Source organism: Paenibacillus wynnii, assembly GCF_030812855.1.
GTDB lineage: Bacteria > Bacillota > Bacilli > Paenibacillales > Paenibacillaceae > Paenibacillus_AQ > Paenibacillus_AQ wynnii_A.
In genome coordinates, this window is sequence record NZ_JAUSTK010000008.1 from 142,737 (window position 1) to 159,345 (window position 16,609).

Genomic DNA, 16,609 nt, shown 5'->3' on the forward strand with positions numbered 1-16,609 from the left:
ATAAAGTGAAATGATGAGAACGATAGGACGCTTAACCGTTTGGATTTATATTTTGCAAGGGGGAAACCATGAAGATACTAATGCTTGGAGGTACTTATTTTATTGGTTTGTCGATTGTGCGCAGGCTGCAGGGTAGAGGACATATTACGATGGTAAACCGTGGGAGCAGATCGATTGATATCCCCGGAATCAATCTTATTAAATGCGACAGGAGAAATACAGAAGAGCTAGCGAAAGCCCTTATAGAAGATTACGACATCGTTGTAGACGTTTCTGCTTATGAGCCGTCGGATATTCATAGCGTCCTTACGTGCTTGAAGAAGCCGCCGCAAAAATATTTCTATATTAGCTCTGCGGCCGTATATAACAGAGAAGGGTCCGCTCCTCCTTTTGACGAAAATGCTTCTGGCGGGGGAGATTCGATCTGGGGTGATTATGGTGCTTTGAAGTATGAATGTGAGCAAATATTAGGTGAGCATATGCCATCGCAATTGTTCATTCTTCGTCCACCATATGTGTATGGACCGCATAATTATCTTGAGCGGGAGCAATTTATTTGGGCGCGGCTACTCCATCAAAAATCTGTTTTCGTTCCGGGAGACGGGCAAACCCGAGTGCAGTTTTGTTATGTGGAGGATATCGCAAGTTTTATTGAACATCTCATATTTAGATCGGACGTTGCGCCGGGAGCATACAACATCGGAGAGAATCGATACTATTCGTTTCAGGAATATATCGAGCTGTTAGCCGAGGTCAGTCAAACGACACCTATTATTCGCTATGTCAATGATCCGAAAGTAAGCGCGAGGACTTATTTTCCTTTTCGGAATGATGACTTAACCCTAAATGTGAACAAAATTATCCGCATACCGGGTTATAGTACAACAACGTTTTTGGATGGAATACGCCAAACATACGAATGGTTCAATGCCCACGGGAGTATTTTTTATACACCGACTGAGCAAGAGAAAGCATGGTACTAATATCTTGGGGATTTATTCTACAAAAAAAGGACATCTGTAAAAAGAATGGCCTTAAAACTTGCCGCTACAGACAGCGCGGTGAACCGTATTATATATTCAAATATCACCGCTACGCGCTACTCCCTCTATGGGGAATCACTTTTCTCTTGAATGCTCGTTATATCTTAGGTTTCTGATTTTATTCGTTCAGTGCAGACGACTTTATGGTGGAATCAAGTTGAAATCGAAGAAAATGTTGGGACGAGGAAAAGCGCAAAAGAACATCTCCTTAACCACAGTCTGAAGAAAGTGGTTACTTAGGTAAATTGTGGTTGCACTTATGGATCTTCACATTCCTCATGGAGGTCAACCCTCCCAAGTCTCACAGAGTCTACGCTCCCACATTCCTTCATTCAACCTGTCCATGAGGTGGAGGTCAGATATGCTGCCCGACAGGATCTTCGTCCGTATGATAGTTTCGTTCCGACTCATCAGTGCTTCAGTTGTCTGTATTTCACTGCTTTGGTTCGAACGCTAATGAACTATTGCTTCGTTATGCTGCCGTACTTAAAACATTGAATCGAGGGATATCCTGCAACATCTTTACTTCACTGAACTCATGGCCTTTTTTCATAATTCCGAATAGAACTCGAATTAATTTGTTACACAACGCGATTAACGATTGCATCTTTTTAAGCGGATTGTCTGGTCGTTTGGTGTAGTACTCATGCAAAGCCTTAAAAGCCCTATTCTTCGCCACCAGCGGCATTATAACTCGGAAGAGCAAAGCTCGAAGCCTTTTCCTTCCCCGCTTAGTGATCTTGGTCTGTCCTTTGTGCTTTCCAGATGTATTCTCTTTTAGGTTCAACCCAGCAAGCTTTATAAGCTGTTTGGGATGATGGTAGTTGCCGATATCGCCTATCTCTGCGAGGAAACCGGCCACTGTATCTCTACCGACTCCTGTGATTGCTAGCAAATGATTAACGCCAGGAATCTGATGGAGAAGTTGAAGGTGTTCGCGAATTTTCATAGCTTCACGCAGCTCTGCATAGATGCCTTGTGGAATATTCGGTACGGCGTATCTCCCGTCTTTGACAAGCTGTGCGATGACCTTGGCGTCCTTAATGTCGTTCTTAGTTGGTGAATTGTCGTCTAATTCTTTACTCTTTTTAACGTGCAACGGATTTACCACGCCAAAGACAATCGTCTTTTCTCTGAGGTAGTGTGCAAGATTCAGCCAATACTGACCGGTGGGTTCCATACCTACCACGACATCTTCGCATCCGTGTTCCGACATAATTTTCCGGAACCAGTTTACGAATAACTCAAACCCTTCCAAGCTGTTTTCAAACGAAATTAATTTCCTCTTTTAACCAATTTATTAAGCTAATCATTGTCAATTCAATCAAAAAAACTCAAACGGCGCGCACCAATTGAATATCGGCACGCACTGGCTGCATAGCTTTTTTCATCTGTCCACTTGATAGGGATATGACCATCCAGAAGTCTACTGAGCTGATAACCGCCATCGATCAGAAGTTTCTCCACCGGAAAGTCTTCAATCGGCGGTACATGCTGCAGTCCGGCGTTATTTACCAAGATATCAAGTTTCTTGAATGACTTTAAAACCGGGCAAAGTTTTTACAAAAAGGTTTTTAGGATTGAAAGTTAGATGAAAATAGACAATAACTAGTCCCTTTGATTTAAAAAATGAAATAAGGGAATATAAACTATATAATACAAATATAAAAGTGCAGAGATATATAAAGCATGAGAAGAGGAGTTATTATGGACAGCTGTTTATTTATACACGGCTTTACAGGCGGAGTTTTCGAAATCTCTCCCTTGTCCCAATATATGGAGAAAAACAATTATCGTTCTACCACATTTACACTAAAGGGACACGGTGGAACCAAGACGGATCTTCTAAATTCCAGCAGGCATGATTGGCTAAAAAGTGCTGAGGAGCAATTAACGAAGCTTTTAAAGGAGAATGAAGGAGTTCATTTAATCGGGTTTTCCACGGGTGCACTAATCGCTTCCCGCCTATCTGTTCAATACAAAGCCCGGGTCAAGTCCCTTACTTTACTGTCCGCACCTGTATTCCCGCTAAATCCTGTAGAAATCATCAAGACGTTAGGCAGTTTTTCGATGCTTAAGAATTACGCCAACAAGTTTGGATCTACTCCACCCAAAGCTACGAAGGAGTTTCAACGGATGGTTCGCGAGAGTTTTGAAATTTATCCCCAGATTGAGACGCCGACCCTAATCGTTCAGGGAAAACGTGACCATCTGGTCAAAACAAAAAGTGCTGCGTATCTGAAGGATACCATTATGGCTCCCCGCAAAGAAGTGCTGCTCGTGGACAAAAGTGGCCATATGGTGTGCCATTGCGAGGATAGTGACCGTATTATGAATGAAGTGCTGCAGTTTATTGAGAGTGTTGGATATAATCCATAAAAAAAAACCGCCACAAGGATAGCCGTTATGGTGTCCTGTTGGCGGTTTTGCATATTTCATTAACGGCTTTTACTTTTGCTCCTTAACGCGCGGCGCTCGCCATTCTCCCACTGCTTCAATAGAGGGTAGGGATCAAATGCCCATTCAATGATTCCCCTGTCCCGGTAAATCCCATAATGCAGGTGAGGGGGGAATTTCCCTTGAGTGCCCGGTTTTCCGTAGCCGGAGCTACCGACCCAACCGATTGTTTGGCCGGGTTTTACAATCATTCCTTGAGCTAGAGACTTCTCGTACCCGGCTAAATGGGCGTAATAATGGTATCGATTATCTATATCTCGAATACCTACACGCCATCCACCGTAACGATTCCAGCCCTTTGTCTCAACAATGCCGTAACAGGTGCTTCGAACCGTCATTCCATGAGGCGTGAATAGATCAGTCCCTTCATGGATTCGGGCTCCACCCCAGCTTCGGCCTGTACCCCAAGTGCTTCGGTAGGAGTAAATTTTGCCAAGCGGCAGAGGAAAGGCGTTACCGGTTAGATCAAGTTGGCCGAAATGCTCGTACAGAGTCGCGAACTGAGTGATTCGTTGTGATGCCCTCCCATAATGATAGTACTCCCAGGTAGCTATACTGAAGTCACTTGCAGAATTACCGTATCGCATCAGATGGCTGGCCATGCTGTATAAAAGATCAATATCATTATAAGGATCAGCGATACCGTCACCAGAGCCATCCCGGCCAAAACCATGAAAGAAACTTATGGATGCAGGTGACTTGTCATCCTGATCAGGGTTAAGCGGGCCGCACCACACAGGGGCAGGGATTGTAATTCCAGTAAGGCGGCCCGGGTCAGGAGGACTTTCCTTACTTTTTTTGGCGATTGTTCTTTCGTATTGATCGATTGCGGCTAAACGGAACCAAGGAATGCCGGTGACTGCAGACATTTGTTCGTACAGCTCTTTACGGGATGTAAAAAGGTCACCTTGGTTGTTAGGGCTCTTAATGCTGCCTGCAGTCTGAGGGGGGGAACTACCCTCTGCTTCTAAGGTGGAAATATCAAAACATCCAAACAAGATTGCTGCTGCAGATAGGCTTAACAGCGACCTTTTTAGTATACGTCTCTTGAAAAGGGACACTTTGTAACAACCTCCTTTGCCTGGAATATAGATCAGGGATGAAGACAGGAACCTTTTCTATATATTGAGGAAAAAAGGTGTTTCTTATCCGTTTTAACTTAAAGCTTTTGAAAATTCAGTTTATTTCAGGCTGTTTTTTAAACTGCGGCTTTCCACAAAAACAGGCAATTACCAACGGCACATGCTATAATATGAGGCAGAACTTCAACAACTATCAGGCGAAAGCGGGGTTTACTACTTTGATCAATAAAGGCGCTAAACAACCAAAGCCGGATTGGATTAAAATCAAACTTACAACCGGTGATAATTATCAAGATATTAAAGGTATGATGCGTTCCAAAACTTTACATACCGTATGTGAGGAAGCTCGTTGCCCGAACATCTACGAATGCTGGGCGAATCGGACGGCTACTTTTATGATTCTTGGTGATATTTGTACCCGTGCTTGTCGTTTCTGTGCCGTAAATACCGGATTGCCTACCGAACTTGACTTGCAGGAACCGGAACGCGTCGCTGAAGCAGCAGAAGGCATGAACCTCCGACATTGTGTTGTGACAAGTGTAGCCCGTGATGATTTGAAGGACGGCGGCTCGACTATCTTTGCTGAAACCGTGGCTGCTATTCGCAGACGTCTTCCCCTCTGCACGGTAGAAGTGTTGATTCCTGATTTTTTGGGAGAACGTGATAGCTTAGAAATTGTAATGAACAGTAACCCGGATATTCTGAATCATAATATTGAGACGGTGGAACGGATGTCGGACCGAGTTCGGGCCAAAGCCAAATACCGTCGCTCTCTGGAGCTCCTGCGCAGAGCTAAAGAGATTAAACCTGACATCCCAACGAAATCAAGCATCATGCTTGGTGTTGGTGAGGAATGGGACGAAATTTTACAAGCAATGGATGACTTACGGGCGGTGGATTGTGATATTTTGACTTTAGGTCAATATTTGCAGCCTTCTCCAAAGCATTTAGACGTGGAGAAATACTATCATCCAGATGAATTTGCCCGTTTGAAGGAAGAGGGGGTGAAGCGGGGCTTCAGTCACGTTGAGTCTGGACCGCTTGTCCGCAGCTCCTATCACGCACATGAGCAGGTCAAATCTGCTGCCCAGCGCCGTGAAGAGCGTGTAATCTCGGGTTAACCCCCCCAATAAATTTCAGTGACCGAAGGAACGAAGAGAAAGTTTGAAGCTGGAGAAGTGAAACGTTCGCCTTTATCCTCGGATTTCAACCGCTACTGCGGTTTAATAAAAGAAATCAGAGGATAACAGCGATCGGAAGCTCAAACTTGTCGCGAAGTGACGTTTAGGTCACTGAAATTTCAGAACATCATTTTGAAAGGCAGGCGACATTTGCTTGATTGTTATAGGCGGAAAAGGCTATGAGCTCATGTTGGACCATAAAGACGGATGGAATCCGGAGGCATTTCGCGGAAGATACAGCGAGGTGCTGGAACGTTATGACTATATTATTGGTGATTGGGGTTACAGCCAATTACGGTTAAAGGGCTTCTACCGAGATAACCACCCCAAGGTAAACCGGGATACGGCGATTTCAGGTATGGTGGATTACATCAATGAATATTGCAATTTTGGTTGTGCTCATTTTGTGCTGCGGAAGCTCAAAGAACAGCCAGTAGAGGGCTATAAAGACATCCTGACCAAAGAACCGCAAGAGTATTTACCTGCGGAGGACATGGGTACGGAATTGCCTTTATCAGAGGATGCTGCCAAAGAGGAACAGTTCAAGGCGTTAACCATCAAACAGTCTTCGTCTTCCAGTAAGGACGGAGGTTCGAAGGACAGGCCTGTTAGGGAACATCAGGGTAAGAAGCACAGAGCTAAAGAGGCTCACGGCAAGAAAAACCCACCGCGCGAAAATCAAGGCAGGCCGTCTCAAGTCCAGCCCTTGGATCAGCAGCAATAAAGCTAAAGACAGGGTCTGTTCATACATTTTCCCACAAAAAAACAGCAAGCTTCCAGATGATCTGGGAGCTTGCTGTTTTATTATTTAATCGACAATTTTAATTGGTTTTGAGAGGCATTATAGCTCCATACCAAGGTAGGAAATTTCTTCTTGAAGGAATCCAGCTGAATATAGGTTTCATCATTTTGGGAGATAGCCTCTTTGGTCGACATTGCGAATCCAGCGGATTTGCCGGCTCCATTGGTGACAATGACCTTCTTGTTCTTGGCATCCCAGGAGACGTCACCCTGAACCATAGCTGCAAGTACCCGTGAAGAAGCATAAATCGTATTGCCCTGTTTAATAAGACCAACATTACCGGCAAACGGAGCTCCGTTAATATTCAGAATATGATTATCTCCAGAGGCTTCCAAGGTTGTCATTCCTGCCAATTGCAAAGCAGTGATTAGCTGTGCTGTTTTACCTTGTACTTCAATATCAGGAGTCAGTCCGATATGATTAAAGTCCTCTTTGCTCGGTGTAAGATATTTCTGTGTGGTAAGCTTTAGCGTACTCCCGTTAGAGAGTGTAAAGAGACTCTGAATCCGCGCTTTACCGAAGCTTGTTGTACCTACAACCGTTGCGAGTTTATTATCGTGCAGCGCACCCGTCAATGCTTCCGAAGCACTGGCAGAGTATTCGTTCATTAGAATGACAACAGGGACGTTAATTTTACTGCCATCCGTAATAACAGTAGGCGATAATACTCCGCTGTTATCCTCCGTATACATCATGACACCCTTGTCTATAAACTCAGAGGCGATATTTAACGCGGCATCCATGTAGCCGCCCGGGTTGTCTCTTAAATCCAACACCATAGATTTCATTCCGGATTCACGCATTTGTTTCAGGACGGCAGTGAACTCCTCATCTGAAGATGCCGAGAAGCCACTAATAGCGACATAGGCAATTTTGGGTCCGATGATCGTGCCAGTTACTGAAGTGCTGGCAATCTCATTTCGAGTTACACTAAAGGATTTCGTAATTCCGTTCCTCTGTACTAACAGTGTCATCTTGGAGCCAGCAACCCCAGTCATCTCATCACCGTCCAAATCGGCGATCTTGACACCATTTATTTTAAGAATCGTGTCTCCCCGCTTAAGGCCTGCTTTCTCTGCCGGTGAATTGGGAAGAACCTCCTCAATATAGAGCTCTTTCCCCGTATACTGCAATTTGATTCCGATACCGACATATTCCAAATCAACCTGATGCATGAAAGCTTCGGATTCTTCAGCATCGAAATACTGGCTGTAGGGGTCCTCTAACGAATATACCATGCCGTCGATCGCTGCTCGAACCAGCGCGGCCTTTTCGACTTCTGTAAGATTGTAATTTTCTAAATAATCCATTACTTCTTTAATAATATCCATTTCTGTGCTGGCGGGTACAGTGTCTGCTGCAGTGTCTGCTGCAGATGCAATCGGACTAAAAACAATGGATAAGGCCAGACAACTGCTAAGAAGGGCTGTCGTTAACTTGGAAAATTTCATATTCGCATACATCCTTTTATAATTGAATTTTATGATTATAATAATTCATCGAAAACGGTATAAGCTTGATCGATTTTCCAAGTACCGTCACTTGCTTTGGTGAATACATAAATAATCCCTTGCTCATACGTCTCTGTTAAATCTTTTTCCTTCGTTTTTTGCTCAGCATACAAGGCAGCTTCATTCCCGTTATAGTAGAAAACATTGGAAATGCCTGGCGTATAGTTAACATTATTATTGCTGAAGAACTGCTTTAAATCCGAGTTCAACTCAGCATCTGATTCCTCATCATAGGAATTCAAGGTAGCCATTACTCCTGTGATGTTTTCTTCATTTAGAGCTTTGTAATAATTGGATAGCGTGTTATTTATCGCCGAAATGTCACCTTGTGGTGCATCAGCAGGCTTCGAGGCTTGAGCAGATGTTAACAGAATGGTTGATTCCTGAAGCTCCACGTCTGATATTTTCCATTTACCGTTTTTTCGTATCAAAGTGTATATGTACTGATCCTCCTGATCGGGAACGTAAGGACCGTTAATACGGACGGAGGTCTCTGTGGTTGCAACGATAGCTTCATCTGCTTTGAGATTAACAATGCTTAGTTCGTTAAGGGTGCTCTTGATATCAAATGTCTTAAATGATGATTCCAGACTGGAAACATAATCATAGAAATAAGATTCTGAATCCGTCAGGGAATTCATTCCCCCCAAATTCTCTTCATTGAAGTATGAAATCATGTTGTTAAATAAACTCTTGAGTTCAGCTTCATCGGCTGCTATTGATGATGCTGTAGTTATTCGCACACTCTTTCCTGTAGGGTCCCACAGAACCGTTCCGCCTGTTGCTTCACCTATAAAACGTAGGGGAACATAGGTAGTGCCGTTGGAGGAAGTAGGGGCGGCGACCAGTTTTTTTATGATTCCGTTGATGCTTGCGCGGTTGCTGCCTATTTTCAATTGAATGTTGAGATCTGAACCTGTGCCTGTAACCGTTCCAGTCTTGGCATCCCAAAGGACCTTAAGACCCAGCTTCTCAAAGACAGCCCTGAAGGGTACAAGAACCGAACCGTTCTGTAAATAGGGAGCTCCTGCATTAAACGAAACCTTACTATCGTTGATAAACACTTCAATCGGTTTTGATGCGGCAAAGACTGGAACGGCAAGCACAAAGGCTAGTATTAGCATCGTCAATAGGGATAATAGTTTTTTCATAATATTCGCTCCTCTAATATACAACTCTATGTAAAATAGGATCATTATACCATTTCTTCAAACTCTACGTCTATCAATTAGTGGTTGTTGATTGGCAGAATAAACAAGCCGGAAATAAATCATTTCCGACCCTTCACAAGCAAAGTTAGACTAGAAAAGCTTCGCGAACCCGATTCCAAAATGGGAATGGGCGATAGCGGGCAAAGCTGATTTTTTGCTCCGAGACTTGGCAACGCACAGAAATAAGGTCATCCACAGGAATGTTGTTGTGGTCAATGGTCAGCAGCAAACGCTGGTCTTTCCGCGAAAAAATATCACAATGATGATGCTTCGGCAACAGCAGAGGAGAACCCATCGTCCGAAACACGCGATTATTGATGGAAGCAATCTCAGAAATCTGCAAGGCCTCAATCGAAGGATGCACCATAGCGCCACCCAAGCTTTTGTTATAAGCCGTACTTCCGGAAGGTGTGGATACACAAAGACCGTCACCCCGGAACATTTCGAACGTCTCGTCATTGATATCGATCTGTATGACTATTGTGCCGTCAACACCTTTAAGGGTAAATTCATTCAGCGCAATATGAGAGGTTGTACCGGATTTTTTGTGAATTTCTAGCTCCAGCAGCGGATATTTTACAATTCGTGGTTTATGAGGCTTAGGATCACCCGTACCGCACATATAATCGATTAAAGTTGAAAGTTCCTGTGCTTTCCAATCGGCGTAAAATCCGAGATGACCCGTATGAACACCTACGAAAGCCAGACTGGAGATCCGATCGATAAAAGTATGGAAAGCGTGCAGCATAGTGCCGTCACCGCCAATAGATATAACAATCTCGGGAGACTCGGCATCCAATTGCAGATTTCGCTCCGCTGCAAGTTTATGAAATTGCTCGGCCAAATCCATAGATAGTTGGTCACCGCGGTCCAGAACATAGTATCTCAAGATGAATAGGCTCCTTTGTTTAATTCTGTTTTATACCGATCATAATCAATCTTGACCCGGAACACAACGTTTCAAGGTCTAAAGGACTAAAGCGGCAATGGGAATTCGCGATAACCTCATCTATTCCGCCGGAGCATCGTAAAGATACGGGTTGAGAATAACATCAACAGTGACAGCATAAAGGTTGCTGCAAGAAGCAGGCCCATGAGTCCAAGAGCGGCAACAATCCCTGAGGGTGTGGGGGGAAATGTGGCAGATACGGGCAGCGAAGCCCCTGCAGAGGAGAGTCCTGTACCTCTAATAGGCTTCCAAAGCAGTAAAACAAATGCGGCTGCCAAAACCGAGTGAAGGGCACGGGCGACCATAAAAGGCAGATATCGCAGCCCTGTTCCGTTCAGAATACTGGCAACTTGAGCATGTACGGATAATCCCCCCCAGGAAAGAATAAAAGCCGCAGCTGCCACCTTAAAATACAACGGGAGTGAGACACCGGCAGCTCCAGCGGATCGTGCACCCAGCGTAACTTCAAAGAGACCATTTACTAAAGCCTTGGACAGATCAGGCGGACAGCCGATTAAGGTTAATAAATGGCCGGTTAGTGTGAATAACGAAGCCATGATACCGGCCCTGCCCAATAGTTCCATTAGTACATTGAAGAATACAACTAGCCCTCCTACGACAATAATAAGCTGTAAAGAAGATTGCACAGCACCCCTGAGCAGTTCTCCAAGACTCCTGCCGTCTTTACGTCTGGCTTCAGCCATAGATGAGAATGCCGTCCGAATTCGGTAAGTAAGACCTTGTGCAGCCGTAGGTGGAGGAGTTTTAGACAATGTTTTGTTTGCAGAGTCTTCTTTTCTTCCGTGAAATGACATTAGAAGTCCAATCACTATGCCGCTTCCGTAATGGGAGAGAGCTAAGATTAGGCCTAGGGATGCATCGTGGAAAAAACCGACAGAAACCGCACCCAGCAGAAATATAGGATCGGAAGAGGTGGTGAAAGCCACCAGCCGCTCACCTTCAATCCGGCTGACCAGATTTTGCTCACGAAGCTTTGCGGTTAACCTGGCTCCTACCGGATATCCGGACACATAACCCATAGCCGCGACGAAGCCTCCGCTACCGGGAATTCGGAATAACGGGCGCATGAACGGATCGAGAAACGCACCGAAGAGATGAACGATACCTAAGCCAAGCATCATCTCGGAGATTACAAAGAAAGGGAACAGCGAGGGGAAAAGCACGTCCCACCATACAGCAATTCCGCGCACAGCAGCTGCCAGTGAGGCCTCAGGATAGATCAGCATCAGTAAAAGGCAAACTGCCAGTCCCAAAGTTAGTAAAGAGGGACCGTATAACCGCTTCTCGGTATGTACAAGCTTCATAAATTCACTTCCTCAACACGCAGGAATAATCTTCCGCGATCTATGATTAGATTTATGCAAAAGAGTGGACAAACAGCACAAAAAAAATAAGAAAGCGGTTACAAAATGAGGTGCTTTTCATTTCAGATTGTGATAAAATAAGTTTAATTAAATGCACACCTTTTTTACATCGATAAATAAGGATGGAGTGATGGTGATGAGCGTAGTAGCCGGAGTTCTTGTTTGTGCTTTTGTATATGTAATCCGTGCCTCCCTTGTCCCACCTGGCGATGAGGATTTTCGTACCTACTAATAGCTGCCGAAGACGCTAAACAAATGTTTAGCGTCTTTTTTGTGATGAGAGGGATATTGCATTAAGTTTTTTGTTATAATTAACTGATCGCAATACTTAATATGGAAGAAAGCTGGGTAATCTAATGAATCCAAATGAGAGCATATATGAAAATCTGGGGGGAGCTGAAGGGCTGCATCGCCTAGTTGAAGTCTTTTATGAAAAAGTACAGCTTCACCCGAAGCTCAGTCCGTTATTTCCAGCGGATATAACTCCTGTTTTGGAGAAACAGTACCAGTTTCTGAGCCAATTCTTTGGTGGTCCTACGCTATATTCTGATCTTCATGGACATCCAATGATGAGAGCAAGGCATATGCATATCCCGATAACGCCGGAGCGTGCGGAGGAGTGGCTGGATTGTATGAAAAAAGCACTTGAGGAAACTGCTGTAGAGGAGCCATTGCGTTCATTCGTTTTGAGCCGACTGGCAGGGCCAGCGCATCATTTTGTCAATACGCCCGAGGAACAAGAGTAAAGGCTGTAGTGTGAAAGGAATGAGGGCATTTGACAGATTTAATACCGTTGTACTCCATTAAGGTAAAGTGCTGTAATTGTGAACATGAATTCCAAACGTCGAGAGTGCGCCCTAGTCTCAAAAAGGCAATACGCCGAGATGCGGATTTCTGCTCCTACTACAAGGAAGAAAACCCTGATTATTACGTTGTTCGGGTCTGCCCGAAATGCGGTTTTGCTTCTACGGAGAATTCAGCGGACAAGCTGTCAGAGATACAGCGAGCATCGTTTAAAAAAAGCATTGGAAACCGTTGGATAGTAAAGCATTTTGATGGCCACCGCTCCTGGGAAACGGCTTTGGAGACCTACAAGCTAGCCTTGCTCTGCGCACAGAGCATTAATGATAAGGATCGGATTCTTGCGAGTTTACTGCATCATATCGCCTGGCTGTACCGTTATAACGGGGAGAACGAGCAGGAACTGCGATTCTTGCGGTTTTCACTTGATGCGTATATTAATGTTTATGAGCGGGATGGAGTTGGCGGCAATGATGCTCGCCTGCTATATCTTATTGGGGAGTTGAACCGACGTATTGGTAAGTTCTCTGAGGCTGTGATGTGGTTCTCTCGCCTAATCAATGATCAGAGAATTATGGATGCAGCGATGATCAGGGCGGCACGTGAGCAGTGGGGTGTGTTGCGCGAGCAAATGAGGGATGCAAAGATGGATCCTGATGAATTACTGTCCGGAACAGAGGGAACCTGAGCAGCCTCAGGTTCCCCTGTTTCGTTGGATTACACAGACGAAATAGATGTTATTTACCTAACGGATTTGTCAAACAACAGGTAATCTCCGTCGTTGTCTATAACGGTTGGGCTTGCATGACAGCAGGGGAAGACCAGCAGTTTCTTCTTGCCTTCTCGGACGGTCTGTAATTCTTTCGGCTTCATAGGTAAAAGCACGTTTTCCGTGTTGCAGAACGGACAGTACTGTACATATATATCGCCCAGTATAATATCATAAGGCCAAGTATGGCTGAATGGAATCATGTCTCATCCTTCCGTGCGGAGGGGTCATCTGTCTTCGATTCAGAGGTAAGATCTTCTCCTGTGGCAGGATTTTCCACTTTTCTCGAGAGTTCAGCTATTTTTTGTAGTAAAATATGTTGTGGCATATGCATTAAATGTTCCAGTGGGACACCCAGTTGCTTGGATAACGCTATAGCCGTTTCCGGCGAAATTTGTAATGGCCGCATGTTAAGTCCTCCTGTCATCTGATGGTTACTTATTCGTTATCCACTTTACCATGGGTTTATGTCAATTACAAAGCAAACCAATAAGACAAAAGGAATGGTGATTATACATGAAACACCCTTTATCGCTAACATGGGAGCTTGATTCTCTTTTTGAAGGCGGCTCGGCTTCCCCTGAATTCGAACTTTTTCTGAATGAGTTAGTGAGAGATATCGAAAAGCTGCATAAAGAAGTACTGGTGGCAGAGGTCCCTACGGATGAAGAAACTACCAAACCTTTAGATGAGATCATTGAGTTGCTGCAAAGCTGTTCAGGTCGTATTGTCCTTGCGGCTGAGTTCGCTATTTGTTTAGGTGCTCAGAACCAGCAGGACAAAGGGGCGGTGAGACTGTCAGGCAAAGTGGCGGGACTTAGTGCCAGGTTACAGGGTATTCGATCGGAATTTGACAACGTGCTGCGTCAGACAACGGATGAAGTATGGGCGCTATGGATGGCCCGTCCAGAAATCGCACCCCTTTCATTCGTGCTCACCGAAAGCCGTGATCTGGCCCGTGAGAAGATGAGCCCCGAGCTGGAGAGTATGGCACTGGAGCTTGCAGTAGATGGATATCATGGCTGGAGCGAGCATTACGAGACGATAGTGGGTTCAATTGCGATTCCTTTTGAGGACAAAGTTCTATCAGCAGGTCAGGCTTTTAATAAACTGGATGATCCTGACCCGAAGGTGCGGGAAGTTATGTTCCGTAAATGGGAAGAGGCATGGGGTGGAGTAGCAGATTTCTGTGCAGATGCCTTGAATCACTTGGGTGGTTTCCGATTGAAGCTATATAAAGGCCGAGGCTGGGAAGATGTTCTGAAAGATCCGCTAAGTATCAACCGTATGTCCCATGAAACGCTGAATGTGATGTGGGAAGTAATAGGCAACAGTAAACCCGTACTGGTATCATATCTAGAGCGCAAGGCGAAGCTGCTTGGTATGGAGTCTCTTGGCTGGGCTGATGTTGAGGCTCCGATTGGCAAATCATCTGGGAAAATCCCTTACGATCAAGCGGCTGCTGATATTGTTACCCAATTCCGCAAATTCAGTCCGAAGATGGCTGACTTCGCAGAACATGCTTTTAATAGCAACTGGATTGAAGTAGAGGATCGCCCCGGCAAACGTCCTGGTGGCTTCTGTGTTTCTTTCCCTGAACGTAAGGAATCCCGAATTTTTATGACCTATAGCGGCACTCCATCAAGTGTGTCTACGCTGGCTCATGAGTTGGGGCATGCGTATCACTCTTATCTGTTGGATGATCAACCGGTCTTTAACCAAAATTATGCCATGAACGTAGCGGAGACTGCTTCAACCTTTGCAGAAGTCATTGTAGCCGATGCACAAGTTAAGGCCGCAAGCAGTGCAGAAGAGAAGCTGGCCCTATTGGAAGCCAAGATTCAGAACAGTGTAGCTTTTTTCATGAACATTCATGCCCGGTTCCTGTTCGAAACCCGCTTTTACGAAAAGCGTAAGGAAGGTTTGGTCCATGCGGAAGAGCTGTCCGCTTTAATGGAGGAGGCTCAGAAGGAAGCTTACTGCGGTGTTCTTTCCGAGTATCATCCTCACTTCTGGGCTTCCAAGCTGCATTTCTACGCAACGGAGGTTCCTTTCTATAATTTCCCTTATACTGTCGGATATATGTTCAGCACAGGTCTATACCGCCTTGCTTTGCAAGAGGGAGCAACCTTTGCGGACAAATATGATGATCTTCTTCGGGATACGGGTGTTATGACACTTGAGGCCTTGGTTGCTAAACATTTGGGAGCTGATCTAACACAACCTGATTTCTGGCAGGGTGCGGCTGATTTGATATCGGCGGATATTGCTGAATTCTTAGAAATGACCAAGGAATTAGCTTAAGTAATATAATGGATTTAATCAAATTAGAGTGTTAACGCGAAAGTTCCCCTGAAATGGGGGGCTTTTTTATATCCAAATTGTCGAAAATGCTCATTTTTCAGAAGAGTATATAACAAATAATAGTGAATAATACGCACTTATAGGAATATTTACCCAATTTTGTTGAATAATGTTGAATGGCATATGTAAGTATCCTATAATGAGCCATAAGTCTTATGTATCTAAGATTAGTATACTAAGGGGGAAATATATGCTTAAGAGTGAACAATTATCGCTGGCACGTCAACTGGATTTAGTATTTAAAGAACTACAGGAAGAGTTGTCAGGTTTATCGTCTGGTACGGTATTTGTGCAAATACGAAACAATGTAATCGGCAAATTTGGAATTCGACATAACCCGCTTACAGGCCGCAGTGGAGCTTTCAGTGTGGAGAGTGAGGGGTTGTCAGCTATTCAGCAATCTTCCTTTCGCCTTATGGCTCTGGAAAGCTTAAGGTACAAGAAACGTTGGACGCATGGTGAAATAAGCTACGAATTTGCGATCATACAAGGGATGATCGTAGTGGATGCTACTCTGGAATCCAATTATAATATGGCTAACCTGATGATCAGATATCCTCGGGGAGCGCAAGCAGATGTAGGCTCTGATCAACTTTACGGATAAGAACAATACATACACAGAATAGCTTCTTACATACAAAAGCCCTCTACGCTTCAATAAAGAGGCGTAGAAGGCTTAAAAGCTACTCGAATCAAAACCTGAAGAGGTTTTAACCGGATAAAGCGACTAAAGATTTATTGTTACGAATTCGAACGACCGGACAATTGTTGCTCTGCCAGTTGTACGAGACGTTTGGTGATATATCCTCCCAAAGAACCGGTTTCGCGGGAAGTATAGTTACCGTAGTAACCATCTTGTGGAATAGTTACTCCAAGCTCTTGTGCTGCTTCATATTTCAATTGTTGCAGTGCTGCAGTTGCTTGAGGAACGACCAGACTGTTACGGCTGCTGCGACTACCTTGGTTTTGACCTGCTTGACCCATGTTTGTCACCTCCTTCGCCCGTTGTGAAGATAGTATGAGCGCGGAGACTACAATTCATGCATTGATCAGG

General features: G+C 44.6%; 16 protein-coding genes and 2 pseudogenes. 8 read left to right on the plus strand and 10 right to left on the minus strand.

What is annotated here, in order from left to right:
- Window positions 1-68 precede the first annotated feature (68 nt).
- A complete protein-coding gene (locus J2T20_RS10745) occupies window positions 69-983 on the plus strand; it encodes an NAD-dependent epimerase/dehydratase family protein (RefSeq protein WP_307588156.1) in 915 nt (304 codons plus the stop codon).
- A gap of 532 nt (window positions 984-1,515) precedes the next feature.
- Here the strand turns inward: J2T20_RS10745 and J2T20_RS10750 are convergent.
- Both J2T20_RS10750 and J2T20_RS10755 read right to left on the minus strand, forming a co-directional pair.
- A pseudogene (locus J2T20_RS10750) lies at window positions 1,516-2,313 on the minus strand (IS110 family transposase); the annotation flags it as partial.
- A gap of 188 nt (window positions 2,314-2,501) precedes the next feature.
- Window positions 2,502-2,588: pseudogene (locus J2T20_RS10755) on the minus strand (3-hydroxybutyrate dehydrogenase); the annotation flags it as partial.
- Between the two features lie 162 nt (window positions 2,589-2,750).
- On the opposite strand from J2T20_RS10755, the gene J2T20_RS10760 reads away from it, so the two are divergent.
- On the plus strand, window positions 2,751-3,422 hold the full coding sequence (locus J2T20_RS10760; RefSeq protein ID WP_307588158.1) for an alpha/beta hydrolase: 672 nt from the start codon (window positions 2,751-2,753) through the stop codon (window positions 3,420-3,422).
- Window positions 3,423-3,481: 59 nt separating this feature from the next.
- Here J2T20_RS10760 and J2T20_RS10765 read toward each other — a convergent pair whose 3' ends face one another.
- Window positions 3,482-4,561, minus strand: coding sequence for a M23 family metallopeptidase (locus tag J2T20_RS10765; protein WP_307588160.1), 1,080 nt, complete (start codon window positions 4,559-4,561; stop codon window positions 3,482-3,484).
- Between the two features lie 242 nt (window positions 4,562-4,803).
- Between J2T20_RS10765 and lipA the strand changes: the two genes are divergently transcribed.
- Together lipA and J2T20_RS10775 are read left to right on the plus strand one after the other, a co-directional pair.
- On the plus strand, window positions 4,804-5,703 hold the full coding sequence (gene lipA / locus J2T20_RS10770) for a lipoyl synthase (protein WP_307588266.1): 900 nt from the start codon (window positions 4,804-4,806) through the stop codon (window positions 5,701-5,703).
- 214 nt (window positions 5,704-5,917) lie between these two features.
- The gene (locus J2T20_RS10775) at window positions 5,918-6,487 is read left to right on the plus strand and encodes a YutD family protein (RefSeq protein ID WP_307588161.1); all 570 of its coding nucleotides are present in this window, start codon (window positions 5,918-5,920) and stop codon (window positions 6,485-6,487) included.
- Window positions 6,488-6,567: 80 nt separating this feature from the next.
- On the opposite strand, the gene J2T20_RS10780 is transcribed toward J2T20_RS10775, so the two are convergent.
- From J2T20_RS10780 to ylbJ, 4 genes are all read right to left on the minus strand, one after another.
- Window positions 6,568-8,016 (minus strand): S41 family peptidase, encoded by a 1,449-nt coding sequence (locus J2T20_RS10780; protein WP_307588162.1) that lies wholly within the window; start codon window positions 8,014-8,016, stop codon window positions 6,568-6,570.
- Window positions 8,017-8,051: 35 nt separating this feature from the next.
- Window positions 8,052-9,227 (minus strand): copper amine oxidase N-terminal domain-containing protein, encoded by a 1,176-nt coding sequence (locus tag J2T20_RS10785; protein WP_307588164.1) that lies wholly within the window; start codon window positions 9,225-9,227, stop codon window positions 8,052-8,054.
- 145 nt (window positions 9,228-9,372) lie between these two features.
- On the minus strand, window positions 9,373-10,176 hold the full coding sequence (locus J2T20_RS10790) for an NAD kinase (RefSeq protein WP_307588167.1): 804 nt from the start codon (window positions 10,174-10,176) through the stop codon (window positions 9,373-9,375).
- Window positions 10,177-10,292: 116 nt separating this feature from the next.
- Window positions 10,293-11,561, minus strand: coding sequence for a sporulation integral membrane protein YlbJ (ylbJ, locus tag J2T20_RS10795; protein WP_307588169.1), 1,269 nt, complete (start codon window positions 11,559-11,561; stop codon window positions 10,293-10,295).
- A 416-nt stretch (window positions 11,562-11,977) separates the two neighbouring features.
- On the opposite strand from ylbJ, the gene J2T20_RS10800 reads away from it, so the two are divergent.
- Entirely contained in the window at window positions 11,978-12,367 is a 390-nt protein-coding gene (locus J2T20_RS10800; protein ID WP_307588171.1) for a globin domain-containing protein, read from the plus strand.
- 29 nt (window positions 12,368-12,396) lie between these two features.
- Window positions 12,397-13,110 (plus strand): DUF2225 domain-containing protein, encoded by a 714-nt coding sequence (locus tag J2T20_RS10805; RefSeq protein ID WP_307588174.1) that lies wholly within the window; start codon window positions 12,397-12,399, stop codon window positions 13,108-13,110.
- Between the two features lie 53 nt (window positions 13,111-13,163).
- On the opposite strand, the gene J2T20_RS10810 is transcribed toward J2T20_RS10805, so the two are convergent.
- Together J2T20_RS10810 and J2T20_RS10815 are read right to left on the minus strand one after the other, a co-directional pair.
- On the minus strand, window positions 13,164-13,394 hold the full coding sequence (locus J2T20_RS10810; protein ID WP_307588175.1) for a hypothetical protein: 231 nt from the start codon (window positions 13,392-13,394) through the stop codon (window positions 13,164-13,166).
- Window positions 13,391-13,600: a YycC family protein gene (locus J2T20_RS10815; protein ID WP_307588176.1), complete on the minus strand. Its 210-nt coding sequence runs from the start codon at window positions 13,598-13,600 to the stop codon at window positions 13,391-13,393. Before J2T20_RS10815 ends, J2T20_RS10810 begins: the two co-directional genes overlap by 4 nt.
- 107 nt (window positions 13,601-13,707) lie before the next feature.
- Between J2T20_RS10815 and J2T20_RS10820 the strand changes: the two genes are divergently transcribed.
- A complete protein-coding gene (locus J2T20_RS10820) occupies window positions 13,708-15,495 on the plus strand; it encodes a M3 family oligoendopeptidase (protein WP_307588177.1) in 1,788 nt (595 codons plus the stop codon).
- Between the two features lie 250 nt (window positions 15,496-15,745).
- On the plus strand, window positions 15,746-16,159 hold the full coding sequence (locus J2T20_RS10825) for an O-methyltransferase (protein WP_307588179.1): 414 nt from the start codon (window positions 15,746-15,748) through the stop codon (window positions 16,157-16,159).
- Between the two features lie 137 nt (window positions 16,160-16,296).
- Here J2T20_RS10825 and J2T20_RS10830 read toward each other — a convergent pair whose 3' ends face one another.
- Entirely contained in the window at window positions 16,297-16,539 is a 243-nt protein-coding gene (locus J2T20_RS10830) for an alpha/beta-type small acid-soluble spore protein (protein WP_307588180.1), read from the minus strand.
- Window positions 16,540-16,609: the final 70 nt, after the last annotated feature.

Excerpts from the sequence above, each read along its gene's own strand:
- J2T20_RS10810 (WP_307588175.1), bottom strand. The coding sequence starts at position 13,394 with ATGATTCCATTCAGCCATACTTGGCCTTATGATATTATACTGGGCGAT.
- J2T20_RS10780 (WP_307588162.1), bottom strand. The coding sequence starts at position 8,016 with ATGAAATTTTCCAAGTTAACGACAGCCCTTCTTAGCAGTTGTCTGGCC.
- J2T20_RS10825 (WP_307588179.1), top strand. The coding sequence starts at position 15,746 with ATGCTTAAGAGTGAACAATTATCGCTGGCACGTCAACTGGATTTAGTA.
- J2T20_RS10815 (WP_307588176.1), bottom strand. The coding sequence starts at position 13,600 with ATGCGGCCATTACAAATTTCGCCGGAAACGGCTATAGCGTTATCCAAG.
- ylbJ (WP_307588169.1), bottom strand. The coding sequence starts at position 11,561 with ATGAAGCTTGTACATACCGAGAAGCGGTTATACGGTCCCTCTTTACTA.
- J2T20_RS10820 (WP_307588177.1), top strand. The coding sequence starts at position 13,708 with ATGAAACACCCTTTATCGCTAACATGGGAGCTTGATTCTCTTTTTGAA.
- J2T20_RS10760 (WP_307588158.1), top strand. The coding sequence starts at position 2,751 with ATGGACAGCTGTTTATTTATACACGGCTTTACAGGCGGAGTTTTCGAA.
- J2T20_RS10745 (WP_307588156.1), top strand. The coding sequence starts at position 69 with ATGAAGATACTAATGCTTGGAGGTACTTATTTTATTGGTTTGTCGATT.
- J2T20_RS10785 (WP_307588164.1), bottom strand. The coding sequence starts at position 9,227 with ATGAAAAAACTATTATCCCTATTGACGATGCTAATACTAGCCTTTGTG.
- J2T20_RS10800 (WP_307588171.1), top strand. The coding sequence starts at position 11,978 with ATGAATCCAAATGAGAGCATATATGAAAATCTGGGGGGAGCTGAAGGG.
- J2T20_RS10830 (WP_307588180.1), bottom strand. The coding sequence starts at position 16,539 with ATGGGTCAAGCAGGTCAAAACCAAGGTAGTCGCAGCAGCCGTAACAGT.